We start from the raw sequence: 12,688 nt of genomic DNA, 5'->3' as shown, positions 1-12,688 counted from the left end.
TTGCCGACATCAACAACTGTTCATCCATGTTAGCAGCTCCTTTGTGTCTATTTCAGCCGTTTTTAACATAATACCACATATCAGCAACAAATGAAGAACGTATGTTCTGTTTTTGGTTAAAAAAAGAGAACAAGGTGGCAGTGAGATGGAGTTAATACCCGTCCGCTGTCGTATTCCCGAGTTACTCAAAAGGATCAACAAAAATCAACAATGGTTAGCTGATAAGACTGGGCTGCCCAAACAACGTATATCGAATATTGTACACCTGAGAATGGATAATATTTCGATAAAAAGAGCTGCTTTATTAGCTTATCATCTTAATTGTAAGATCGACGATCTTTTTGTGTGGGAATTGCGATAGCAGAGTAGCATCAGCTACTCTCGGGGAAAAGTAACAATTTTCTGTTACTTACTTTATAAAAAAATTAACTGCAATCGCAGCCATTCCCTGCTCACCTTTATTAACACTATATCAGATAATAATTGTCATATGTTGTCGAAATTCGCCGTGAAACAGTCGACGAACAGGGTTTGAGGGGCTTGACAAATACTAAATCTTCTTTCTGATCACTACATAACTACCGTCTGTAAAAATTATCTTAGTGCCATTTTTAATTGGTATGACATCTTCTATCTTATTCTCATTAACCACTGTGGACTGATCGTAACTCCTAAATCCAAAAGAATAATAAGCTTGCGATATGTCTTTTAGTGTGTGCAACGATAAATATGAACCGTGAAATGTGTGGTGGCATGGTATCTTAGCTGAGAATTTAGTAGGCTGCCATAGATCAATATAATTTACATCGTCTAGACTGAACTCAACAAAATCCGTATCATCTCCCGCTCTATCAAGCAATTTAACTCCTATCATGATGCCAACTCCTGATGTATGGTATTTTTCACAATACATCATAATGCATATCTGACTACTAGGTCATGGGTAAATGATTCCAATAAAAAAGACGTCCTTTTAAGGACGCCTATTGATCTAAAACTGGTTTGGCAATAGAAGCTTTTTTTATCTTTGTGTATATAAAATTAAACAAATAGATAACAACTACAGGTGATACAACCCCAAAAAAGGAATAAATAACCCACCAGCCATTCTCGCCGGAAACTAGTGGAAATTTAGCTACATAATACATCGGCAGCGAGTGAGTTCTTACATAAATCACATTAATTATTTTGAAAACCAGAAGGTGAAATACCATTATGGATGCGCTATGTTCACCTAAATATGAAATAATCTTAGCGAGAATCCTTGTTCTTACAATCAATTTCCCAATAAACATGTTTATGTATATGCCAGAGAAAGAACAGATAAGGAACATGATTGGGTTTAAAAATTGCCTTTGGCTCATTTCTACATGACCGAACTTTTGAAGCGAAAAATATAAAATGGATAAACAAATCAATGAAATCCACCAATTATAATTTATTTTCACATTGTAAAAACGAATCAAAAATCCTACCAAAAAAATAATTGTAACAATAAGCGAAATATCTAAAAAGAAAGCTAGTTTAATCTGTTCGTTATTCAGAACAAACCCAAGATAATAAAGTGATAGTGCAATTATCACAGTGGCAATAGTAGAATTTTTCTTAAACCACCGAAGAGATACATAACGCGTGATACAGAAAAGGATCGACACTATCAGTAATGCAATATAAAACCAAGTCGCCGCGCCCAACTGATCAAGCGTTTTTAAAGATATGATATCGTTAATAATCGGAACCACTGTTTCTTGATCGTATAATCTAGTGGGATATATACCTTGGATATTTGTGTTTACATCTGTAAAAAAACCGATTTCGAAAAATATGTTGTGAAGAGTGAGGAATAAGAGATTATACAAAATGTAAGGTAAATACAGAGTTTTAATCCTCTTACCAATAAAGACGGTGGGAGATGATGAGTGTTTGTCATTGTACCAGTGACCCGAAATAAAGAAAAATAGTGCTAAATGGTACATATACACGTACCCAACTACTGGAGAATTAGCATGTCCAACTACGACTGCAATAATAGCAAGCCCTTTTAATATATTCCAATAAGATTCCTTTTCTTTTTTCAAAAAAGACGCCCCTCAATTTGCACGTATGTTATCCAGATTATACCACGCAACTTATTCTAGAGGCTATTTATTTGTTTAGATAGTAATAAAGACAAGTAATTCAATTGCCATGAATAAACATGATGTGATAACATAAGAATAGAAATAAGGACGGTGCACCAACCGTCCCTAGTACAAACAACTTGAGTGGGGAAACCCTCCTGAGTAATGCTTAGTCAGAATGAGTGACCCGCACTGGTGGCAACCTTTGAGCGGGTCACTTTCGTTTATCAATGTAAGTAAGCAAAGCAATCAGGAAGATCCCGAAAGTAAGCACTTCACCGAACGAAATGTGCATCGCATCACCTCCTTTCGGAGGGTGCGTCCACTCAAGGTGTGTTGTACAATCCAGATTATACCACATCAGTCCTCTATTAAGAGGGCTTTTTATTTTGCTAATAGTCACCTACAATACAAACAAACACTAAACAGGTGGTGCACAACATGGAATCTACGTTAAAAATGATACGTGCTGCTGGTTATGGACGCGTCAGCACCGAGGAACAAGCTAATGAAGGCCACTCGCTCGACGCTCAAAGGGAATACAATCTTAAATATATCGAAAATGAAAAGTGGATATTGTCCGGTTATTTTGAGGACCCCGGATACTCAGGCAAAAACCTGAACCGACCAGACATGAAGCGGCTAATCCAAGAGATTAATGACAAAAATATAGACGCACTAGTAGTCCATAAATTAGATAGACTCACCCGGGATATTAAGGATTTATACGAAATGTTACAGATGTTCGAAAAACACAATATTAAATTTGTATCTATATCCGAAAAGATAGATACAGATACCGCCATGGGACGGATGTTTGTCTTTATGTTGGGCATATTTGCTCAATGGTACCGGGAAAATCTATCTGAGGAAGTCACTAAAGGAATGCGTGCCCGGGCTAAAAAAGGGATACCAAATGTATTTGTAAATATGTTTGGATACACTCGCACTCCTGAGGGTGAACTTATTATCAATGAGGAAGAGGCTAAATGGGTAATATGGATATTCGAACAGTATTTAAATGGCAAGGGAACTCCAACAATAGCAAAAGAACTTAACAATATGAACATTCGCCGAACGCGCGGTGGTAGATGGAGCCAAACAAAAGTTATGGACGTCTTAGAAAACCAACACTACGTTGGGAATATAACTTGGAAAAGCAAAAAAGATGATGAGAAAGATCGGATAATAAGAAAAGGAACTCATATAGGAATCATTGATCAAGAAACATTCGATAAGGTACAACGTTGGATACAACGACGTAGAGGCGGATTTAGATCACGAAATTCCTACAATTACGCATTTGGTGGTGTCTTGCGTTGCGGCAAATGCGGCGGTCGCTACAAAGGTAAATATTCAGTCAGTGGAGGAACGATAACATATAACTACGTTTGTTCAAATAAAGAGAGATATCATACATGTGACCAATCATCTATATCAGAGACCAAACTTGTGAAAATGTTATTCAAGTCTCTTGATATGGATAACCATAATTTATTTTGGAAAGATGATGTGAAAGAATCTATTAACTCCGAAGAAGATCAAATTAGAAGAGCAATAAAAGCAAGCGAAGAAAGAAGAGAACGTTGGCAAATGGCATATGGCGATGGGTATATGCCTTACCAAGACTTTAGCAAGCGCATGAAAGACGAAATGCAGCGTGTTGTAGAACTTGAGGAAAAACTAAGCGGTCTACCCGGTGCTGTAGTATCAACACTCGACCCAGCAGAAGTAATAAGCATAATGCAAGATATTCAAGAGAATTGGTGGTACATGGAACGGTCAACGCAAAAGCAATTAATACAAGAGCTGTTTCAAGATATTTCGATTTTAAAAGAAGGTAAAGAATGGGGAATTAAAGGGATAGCATTCGCATAGTTTGTACCTATGTACCGTCTGGTAAACTTCTGGGCGGCATGAATTTTCCAGACTTGTATGTAGCTTTACAAAATGCCGATCCTGTAAATGCTGACGGTACACGCATGACTTTGGCACAGGCCAAAGAAACAGGGATTGCGGTCCTCGCCTATGGGCAGTTCATTAACGTCCTGCTGGACTTCCTGATCGTGGCCTTCTGTGTGTTCATGCTGGTCAAGGGAATTAACATGCTGAAACGCAAAGAGGAAGAAAAACCTCCTCAGGAAAAAACGATTAAGGAATGTCCACATTGCCTGTCCGAAATTCCTGTAGCCGCAACCCGTTGCGCACATTGCACTTCCAAGCTGGAAGGGTACGTCGAAGCACGCTGACTCAACCCACACCTATATGACTACAACAAACGGCTTAAGACGGTATACTGTCTTAAGCCGTTTTGGTATGGTGTAGGAGATCTGATTAGTTGAAATTGGTGATAATGCCACGGGGTCTGACGGGCAAGCCCTCTGCGTACAGATGGGAAACATCACCGAAGCCGATGCAACGGGGAACTGCCCATTCCTGGGAGCGCTCATCAAACAAGATCGTGGTTACAGAGCTAGGCGGCATCCAAAAACCGGACCAGACCAAGGCCAATGGCAGCTCCAACAGATGAGCAAGCCAGGTCAGCCCGAAGCCGCCATGACAAAATACGGCCACCTGATCTTCGGTGTGCTTCAGAATACGGTACCTGCCCTCCACCCGCTCAAAGCCTTGCCGTTGCAGGAATTCATCAGAATGAAGCTTCAGCTGTTCGAAGGCTTCGGGACTCTTCGTTCCCTGATAATAGGAAATCTCCTGCCAAGAGTCATGAGTCGGCAGGGGCAACTCGGAACGGATCACTTCACCAGGCAAATCCCAATGGGAAAGACGGCCGTATGGGGTTTCCTCCAGCTTTAGGGCCAGCTCCTGCGTCCAGTGTTCCACTTCATGAGTCATACTCAAAGACTCGGCAGTGTAGCGCATCGTATCCAAAGCCCGCCCCAAAGGAGAGGCATAAATTCGATCCAGTCCGTGACTGGAAAGCCGTTTGGCCAATGCCTGGGCTTCCAAATGCCCCTCCGGCGTGATGGTGTTGTTGGGGTAATCGGGGTCTGCGTGTCGGATAATATACAATCTCATCATTGGTTCTCCGTTCCTATGAATGGCGACAGGATCGCTTTATCTCATTCCATCGATTAGTTCTCCTGATCTTTAACGTTTAATGTTTATTCAGCAAATTTTCCAAAATCGCGCGCAAATCCCTGTCTTCCTGGTAGACTTCCTCACCCGTATCCAGCTCAATAACCCGGATATATGTATAATTGGCTCTGACATCGACTGGTTTAAAAATCAATTCCTCCGGATTGTCTGGACGGACATCATAGCCCATATTTTTGAACATATCCGTGATTTGATCAATCCCCGGCTTGCCCCCACTTTCCAGCATAATTAACCCGCGAAGTTCCTTGGGTTCCTCCGGATGCATGACTCGAAAATGTACTATACATTCCATGTAAAATCGCTCCTTTCAATCGTAAACCTGTGTGATGTTGCAAATCCTCATGTTCCCAGCATACCCCAAATGCCACTCCACATTCCACACCCGCCTTCATATCGTCAGGAAGGAAAACACGTTATACTGTAAAGTAGACCTTTGATTTCTGCTTACTATAGGAGGAACCACGATGACTAGCGAGCTTCTGGATATCTACGATGATGAAGACAACCCCCTTGGCACAGCTTCCCGACAAGACGCACATGCCAAGGGATACTGGCACCATACCTTTCACTGCTGGCTAGCACGAGACACTTCGATAGGCCGTCGCTTACTATTCCAACAGCGTCAGGATACGAAGGACACCTTCCCTGGATGCTACGATATTACAGCAGCCGGTCACTTGACGGCAGGCGAAGATATGTCTCAGGCGGCTCGTGAGCTGGAGGAAGAACTGGGTATTCATGTGCCCTTTGCCTCATTAACACCGCTGATGACCGTTCGGTATGAAAGCAAAGGTACCGCACAGGGTACCTCTTTTTGGGACCGGGAGGTTAGCTCGGTGTTTGGACTGCTATCGAACCAGCCATTGGAAGCTTATCACCTCCAGCAAGAAGAAGTAGCCGGACTGTACGAAGCAGATCTTAACCAAGCACTGGCCCTTTTTGAAGGCCATATTCCCTTTATCGAAGCCCAAGGCATTACGTCAGGGCCGAACCCAGAAAAAACTCGCCGCCTGATTACATCGGATCAATTCGTGCCTCATAAGGCGGGCTATATTACATCTATATGCCGGGCACTGATGGAACTTCCTAGCCGGTAATCTTTAGCTATTCTCCAGCTGACATATATTTGCCGATAATGCCTTCATACCGCCAGCCATACCGGGTCGACAGCTCTCTGCCCATATCATGCTCCAGCTCATACAGAATAAGATCCTGGGCAAAATGATTAAGCAGCAGGCCTGTCATTACCGGATGCTCGGTAATAAGCGCCTGTGTCGGGCAATTCTCTCCCCGCATACCCAGCATGCACCAACGCCGATCAATAACAAAAGAAAACTTGCGCCCTGCTGGTTCCTGTCCTTCTGTACCAGACCTAAGCGGTAACCACGGTCCCATCATGCTTTCTCCGTTATCGCAGGACCAGAGCAGACGCACACCTCGACTCTCGGCTTTCTCCAACTCTGTCCGCAGCAGTTCGGCTTCCTCACGCCACAAATCCAACACAATCTCATGCTCTGCCCGTTCCAACTCACGTGTCAGACTTTCCAGTACCTTCCGGTCACCTTCCGCGTTATAAAAGGTCGGCTTGGTTGGTTCTGTTCGTGGCATTTCCTTCTCCACCGCACGCAGGGACTCTTGCATTTGTCCTTCGATCATCCGGGTCAATTCACCCGGTGGCAGCATGCTGTAACGAACAGGCTCTCCAGCACTGGTTCTGAGGTATCCCTGCCCGGCCAAACGCTGTAAAGCCGCGTACACGTTGGAGCGCGATGCGCCCAGACGTTTAGCCACTTCATAGCCGGAAGCCGCATTTTGCCTCGAAAGCTCGACCATAACCTTGGCTTCCATTTCCGTAAAACCCAGATTCCGCAGATGATGCAGCAAACGCTCCATATATTCTGTTCCCCCTATGCTGCCCGGCGTTATGTCTGTGTCCTGCAGCAGCCTGTTCGGCTGCGTCAAATCTGTTCAGCTCCGCAACGCGGGCACCATTTGGACCCTTTGGGTAGTTCTGCAGTACAGATTTGGCATTTTACATTTTCACGTACTTGTGCAGACGGCGTTGCCGGCTTATCAGCCCCGGAGTTGTTGGCCTTCCAATATCGAATCCGCTCGTCCAGCTCTTCCTGACGCTCACGCTCACGTGCCAGTTCTTCAAGACGACGGTGTTCTTTTTCCAGCTCTTCCTGACGACGGCGCTCCCACTCAGCGTCAAATGCCGCTTTTTCTTCCGGTGTAAAATCAGATACTGTGTAATCGCGGTCTAGTCCCGCTGGTTCGTGTGTTTCATACCGCTCATCCTGTTCCTGTTCATGCCGATCGACTACTTCATGTTCTGCATACTCCGTGTAAGCAGGCGCAGCATCCTTCACTACCTCTGGCTTGCGCAGATCAAAAGAATAGACGTCCGTTGGCACCTCTTCACGCACAGCAGCCACCTGCTTGGAGGCAGCCTGCCCTTCATTCAGCTTGCGTCCGCATTTGGGGCAAAAGTTGGCATCCAGTGGCACAACTGCTCCACAGGTGCATAAATGGGCGTTTTTTAATTCTGCAATTCTACTGCGCAGCTCGTCAATTTCATCCTGAAGCTCATCACATGCGGTGGATAGCTGTGTCATCTCGGTTTCTGCCACCGACATGTCGGATGCGCGGTAACCTTCGTAAAAGATCTGACCCATTCGCAAGAAATGAACATCCATTTCCTGCTGAATCGTTGTAATTTGTGAATTGATCTTACTAATCTCGACAGCATGCTGCGCCTTTTCTGTTGCGCGATTAGCGCCTTCCTTTATACGTTGAATCAGCTTCATCGTTATTTCCTCCCCATATCCAGCCGGATTTCACTGTACCGTCCGTATATCCCAAAGTTTTTTTCTGTTGGCAAACCTCGAACTCCTGTATAATGGAATGCGGTCATATCGCCTGTTTAAAGGCTATAGGCATTAGCGTCAACGTATTAACGTTCTGTCACTCCGGCATGATCCGCATGAATTTCAGCATTATTTTAGTCCATCGCCTTGTTCTTTTCGTCAGCTAAAGCTGACTAGAACTCTATCATACCAAAAACTACCCCCATTTGTGAAAATGGAAGATTTTAAGAACGAAAGGGGTTTCAGGATTATGGACCCAAATCCTTCTTTTTACCCCCGACCCATCGGGGTTCCTTACTCAACGTCGAGCCCTCAGGCACGTCGTGCTTCCATGGATACCAGTATGACGCTGGTGCCTGACACCGACCAAGATTCGGCCTATTTTCGTGCTTTAGAGAACGCCGGCATTCACCTGAACCGCCCGCAGATCCAGGCCGTCCGACACGGCAAAGGCCCCCTTCTGACCCTTGCAGGGGCGGGCTGCGGCAAAACCACAGTGCTGGCTGCCCGCGCAGGCTACCTCATGGCGATGCGGGATGTCCCTGCATCGTCCATTCTGCTGGTGACCTTCACCAGCAAGGCAGCTGCCGAAATGAAATTGCGCATCGCGGGATTACCCGGTGTGCGCCCTGCTGCTGCACGTGCAGTTCAGGCTCGCACGTTTCACTCATTCGCTTTGGCGATGCTGCGTCATCGCGGCGTGCAAGATGAAGTGTTCGGTGAAACGCAGGCCCAGCATACCGTCATGAAAATGATGCTGCGTCAGCTTGGGCTTAGCGAGGCTTTCCAACCGGAAAGCCTGCTGTCTGCCCTCTCCGCCTGGAAAGCGGAAGGCCGCAGCGCGGACGAGCTGCCGGAAACCGTACGCGAGGAATCGGATGCCAAACGTGCCATGCTCGCTTATGAAGTGTGGAAACAGGAGCGCAATAAAATGGATTTTGACGATATTCTGCTGCGTGCCTCCGCACTGCTGCGTGACCCGGATGTGCTTCAGCCGCTTCAGCGACGTTTTTCACATATCATGGTCGATGAATTTCAGGATACGAATGCCCTGCAATATGAGATGGTGCAGCGATTGGCTGCCCGACATCGCAATCTGATGGTCGTCGGAGATGATGATCAGACGATCTATACCTTTAATGGGGCACGCCAGGAATCCATTCTGGAGTTTGACAAAGTCTATAAGGATGCAAAGGTCATTACCCTGGATATTAATTATCGCAGCGATGCGCGGATTTTGGGGCTGGGCTCTAACATTGTCGCCAAAAATGTTCATCGACGCTCCAAACGTCTTTCGGCTGCCGGGCGTGAAGGCTTGCCGCCGCAGTTTGCCACCCCATCCGGACCCGAGGAGGAGGCGGGGCATATTGTTACCCATCTACTCGGACAGGTAGAGGAAGGTCGGCTGCGCTACCGGGATATCGCTATTTTGCACCGGACAGCCAGCGGAAGCCGCTCTATTTTTGAGCAATTAATTATGCGGGATGTCCCATTTATTCAGTACGGAGCAGGGGCTGTATTTTATGATCAGTCCCTGATTCGTCCCTTAATGGATCACCTGCGCTTGTCGCTAAATCCCCGGCGTATGGAATCCATTCCGAGCACCCTCGGGCCGCTGTACGTATCCCGTGAGGCGGGGATGGAATGGATTATGCGCGAGGAGAAACAGCAGGCTAAAAAATACCCGCTGATTCATCTCAGCCGCTGGGATCGACTACGTGATTTTCAGCGTGAGCAGGTGAAAGAGCGTATTCGTCTGATTCGCAGTCTCACTACAATGAAACCTGCCTATGCCATTCAAGAAATGCGGCGCGTCTTTTATGACAAATATTTGGAAAGCGGAGATACGGGCGCGTGGACTCATTATAAGGAAACGATGCAAGAAAGTCTGGAGGAGCTCGAAACGGCAGCCAAGCGGTTTGACACCGTGGAGGCGTTCGTCAGCTTTGCGGACGAGCTTTCCGAGCGTCACCGCCAAATGGAATCGCTGCGCAGAGAAGAAGACAGCGATGCTGTTCGGCTCATGACGATCCACCGCGCCAAGGGACTGGAATTCCCTTGCGTATATTGGATCGGAGCCAGCGAGGGCATTCTGCCGCACAGCTCGGCGCTGCACAGCGAGCTTCCGGAGGATCGGCGGGCAGGCGCCGCCCCGACTACAGCTGTGGATAACGATGCAGCGCTTGAAGAAGAGCGCCGCCTCGCTTACGTGGCCGTCACCCGGGCGAAGGAGTTACTGTACATCACCTCTCCCGCCTCTAATCATGGCAAGCCTGCCGCCGTGTCACGCTTCCTGCTGGAAGCCTATGGGGTCACCCCTGAGGCTTCCAAGCCGGAAGCACGCCGCAGCAGCTTCGGCCAACCGAAGGGTGCTTCCGGGTATAGCAACCGTGCTGGTGCTGGATCGCCAGCGTCTGGCACAGCGACCCGCGTGAGCAGCAGGCCGGGACCAGGCAGCGCTACGGTACGGACGACCTCGTCGGTGGCAGGGTCTCCGGCGGAACCACGCATCAACGTGCCCGTGTGGAAATGCACCGACGGTGCCTGCAAAGCGTGGATGCGTCGCGACACAACAAGCGGACGCCGTACAAGCGCAGCTAGCACAGGCACGCCGCCGGTGTGCCCGCTCTGCGCCTCCCCGATGACAGAGGGGACACGCAGCATCCCAGCCAGATAAGTGCGAGGCGCGCATACGGAGCTGTACTTCGACTGCACTCGTTATTTCCGGTCTGACTTGTGCAGACGCAGACCTGTAATGAATCGAAAAAGGCACTGTCGTTCATTTTCACGGCACCCTGCGAAAATAGGTTTTGGACAGATCTAATAAAAGAAAAAGCGGCAGACGAGGATGTGAAAACAAAGCCCTAGTCTGCCGCTTTCTATATAATCTTTACTGTTTAATTGAAGTATGGAAAGTGATCGCGCATAAAATGAGTTAACGTATCCTCCAAATTTCTATGCTGTTTCATATATTGGAACAAGATGGCCGAGGTGAGCACGATTTCAGAGTCCTCAATACTAATAATCCATGACAGTGGCTCCTCAGGATTGTAACTAAATTCGCTAACGATACCGTATGCTACACCTAGCTTATCCATTCTCTTGTGTAAAATTTGATAGATCGCGTCAGTCAGTTGATGAATATTAATATCATTCTGTTCCAGAGCCTTTCTCCTCCTCCAAGTCGAGTGATTTCATTCGAGGCGCCTTCAGAAGCGATATCTTTTCCCTGATAATCCCGTTCTACGAAATAACAGGTGATCTCCTGTCTGGCAGTTGCGTGATACCTCTCTAATGCCAACAAGCACCCATATTCTGTTATACTTCACAATCAACGCGCAAAATCCGGTCTAGTTCGTCAACCAATAGATAGTTTAAAATCAACAATAGATTGCTCAGCCGTAACCTCATAGCCTAGTCCTTTGTAAACATGTACAGCAGCCTGGTTCTCCGCCAATACTCCCAGGTAGACATCTAATGAAAGCGATCTGCCCAGTTTTGTAAGTTGGCTCGTCAGGTGCTTTGCTAGCCCTTTCCCTCTGTGAGCAGGGCTTGTATATATGTTTCCGAGCTCAACGAGCTTAGGATCATAAAAGTGGAAGCCGCCTACGGCAATAAAATGACCACATTCCTTTATCCCAAGGAAAGGATATTGTTCGAGTTCGCTCCTCGTAAAAAATTTCATGCCCCCATTTTGTAATAAATCCACTATATCTGAAAAATCATTTTCCTTAACTAACTCAGCCAGGTTTGAATTGAGCAATTTCGATTGATCCATATGCTTCATTGTTAAGAAACGTTGTGGATTACCCGTTATGAGACCATGAGACTGAAAAAGTTGTATGTCACGATTACAGAGGATTGTACCACAAACGGTATTTCTGTTAAGTTGAATGGTTTCCTTAGTAAAAGCAATAAGAGCCGGAAAGTTAAGTTTCTCTCGATTGATGCAGTAGAAAGAAAATGCAGGGAAGGGAAGCCCCCAAAAGTATGCCAAGACCGCCGTCAGCTTGTCGTCTACATATTGACCGACAAATCTAGCCTGCTCCTTACGTTGAGTTAAATAGCTATAGAATAACAAGTGTTGGTCCCTATTAATCTGGTCCGTTAATTGAATAATTGTTTCGTAGGTAAGCAATCGATGAGAAATCATGTATTAGTCCCTTTCATTCCCATGTGGGTAGTATTCCTATTGGCATGATACCACAAATTGAAACTATCCTTCCCGCTTATCCCATATAGCCTTAAAATCTTGGGTTATACCTTTCAAAAGAAATGAAGATTGTTTGCCACCGGAGTATAAAAATCCATAATTTAAGGATGATTTTTCCCGAAATTCATTGTATGGTTCCTGCCTCGCCTCTAACTTATGATGAAATTAAAGAGAGGTGAGGTGCTAAAAAATTAATAACAAAAATTGAAAACGCATACAACTGAAGAAGGAATGTTTAGAATTGCAAGATGATCCGTAACCACCTGTCATCAATTACTTCAAAGTACTTAGTCTGTACTTATGAAAACGGTTTCTTCAATCCGCGCCGCAGGACAATTAGGGTGGTAACATCTAATTCAAGGAGTGAG

The 12,688-nt window shown here is 46.0% G+C and carries 11 protein-coding genes and 1 pseudogene; 5 read left to right on the top strand and 7 right to left on the bottom strand.

Features of this window, described 5'->3' with window-relative positions; genetic code table 11:
- Positions 1 to 145 precede the first annotated feature (145 nt).
- Positions 146 to 361 carry a helix-turn-helix domain-containing protein gene (locus tag ACWGXJ_RS02795; protein WP_452566117.1) on the top strand — a complete coding sequence of 72 codons (216 nt, stop codon included), beginning with the start codon at positions 146 to 148 and terminating at the stop codon, positions 359 to 361.
- Positions 362 to 550: 189 nt separating this feature from the next.
- Here ACWGXJ_RS02795 and ACWGXJ_RS02790 read toward each other — a convergent pair whose 3' ends face one another.
- Both ACWGXJ_RS02790 and ACWGXJ_RS02785 read right to left on the bottom strand, forming a co-directional pair.
- Positions 551 to 874 (bottom strand): LytTR family transcriptional regulator DNA-binding domain-containing protein, encoded by a 324-nt coding sequence (locus tag ACWGXJ_RS02790; RefSeq protein WP_452566116.1) that lies wholly within the window; start codon positions 872 to 874, stop codon positions 551 to 553.
- A 109-nt stretch (positions 875 to 983) separates the two neighbouring features.
- The gene (locus ACWGXJ_RS02785) at positions 984 to 2,078 is read right to left on the bottom strand and encodes an acyltransferase family protein (protein ID WP_452566115.1); all 1,095 of its coding nucleotides are present in this window, start codon (positions 2,076 to 2,078) and stop codon (positions 984 to 986) included.
- A 483-nt stretch (positions 2,079 to 2,561) separates the two neighbouring features.
- Here ACWGXJ_RS02785 and ACWGXJ_RS02780 point away from each other — a divergent pair, with 483 nt between their 5' ends.
- Both ACWGXJ_RS02780 and ACWGXJ_RS02775 read left to right on the top strand, forming a co-directional pair.
- Positions 2,562 to 3,998 (top strand): recombinase family protein, encoded by a 1,437-nt coding sequence (locus ACWGXJ_RS02780; RefSeq protein WP_452566114.1) that lies wholly within the window; start codon positions 2,562 to 2,564, stop codon positions 3,996 to 3,998.
- A 14-nt stretch (positions 3,999 to 4,012) separates the two neighbouring features.
- Positions 4,013 to 4,369, top strand: a pseudogene (locus ACWGXJ_RS02775) (MscL family protein); the annotation flags it as partial.
- A gap of 85 nt (positions 4,370 to 4,454) precedes the next feature.
- Here the strand turns inward: ACWGXJ_RS02775 and ACWGXJ_RS02770 are convergent.
- Together ACWGXJ_RS02770 and ACWGXJ_RS02765 are read right to left on the bottom strand one after the other, a co-directional pair.
- Complete coding sequence (locus ACWGXJ_RS02770) at positions 4,455 to 5,156, bottom strand: histidine phosphatase family protein (RefSeq protein WP_452567855.1); 702 nt, start codon at positions 5,154 to 5,156, stop codon at positions 4,455 to 4,457.
- Positions 5,157 to 5,235: 79 nt separating this feature from the next.
- On the bottom strand, positions 5,236 to 5,529 hold the full coding sequence (locus ACWGXJ_RS02765; RefSeq protein ID WP_069291005.1) for a hypothetical protein: 294 nt from the start codon (positions 5,527 to 5,529) through the stop codon (positions 5,236 to 5,238).
- Positions 5,530 to 5,701: 172 nt separating this feature from the next.
- Between ACWGXJ_RS02765 and ACWGXJ_RS02760 the strand changes: the two genes are divergently transcribed.
- Positions 5,702 to 6,334, top strand: a complete 633-nt coding sequence (locus ACWGXJ_RS02760; RefSeq protein ID WP_250259522.1) for an NUDIX hydrolase — start codon at positions 5,702 to 5,704, stop codon at positions 6,332 to 6,334.
- A gap of 7 nt (positions 6,335 to 6,341) precedes the next feature.
- Here ACWGXJ_RS02760 and ACWGXJ_RS02755 read toward each other — a convergent pair whose 3' ends face one another.
- Positions 6,342 to 7,130, bottom strand: coding sequence for a TrmB family transcriptional regulator (locus tag ACWGXJ_RS02755; protein ID WP_254326968.1), 789 nt, complete (start codon positions 7,128 to 7,130; stop codon positions 6,342 to 6,344).
- A gap of 65 nt (positions 7,131 to 7,195) precedes the next feature.
- A complete protein-coding gene (locus ACWGXJ_RS02750; RefSeq protein WP_069010833.1) occupies positions 7,196 to 8,047 on the bottom strand; it encodes a zinc ribbon domain-containing protein in 852 nt (283 codons plus the stop codon).
- Positions 8,048 to 8,357: 310 nt separating this feature from the next.
- Here ACWGXJ_RS02750 and ACWGXJ_RS02745 point away from each other — a divergent pair, with 310 nt between their 5' ends.
- Entirely contained in the window at positions 8,358 to 10,784 is a 2,427-nt protein-coding gene (locus tag ACWGXJ_RS02745; protein ID WP_452566113.1) for a UvrD-helicase domain-containing protein, read from the top strand.
- 681 nt (positions 10,785 to 11,465) lie between these two features.
- Here the strand turns inward: ACWGXJ_RS02745 and ACWGXJ_RS02740 are convergent.
- Entirely contained in the window at positions 11,466 to 12,260 is a 795-nt protein-coding gene (locus ACWGXJ_RS02740) for a GNAT family N-acetyltransferase (protein WP_452566112.1), read from the bottom strand.
- Positions 12,261 to 12,688 lie beyond the last annotated feature (428 nt).

The organism is Paenibacillus sp. S33 (assembly GCF_053615415.1).
Note: the sequence above shows the minus strand (reverse complement) of the source record. Positions and strands in the feature narration are given on the sequence as shown.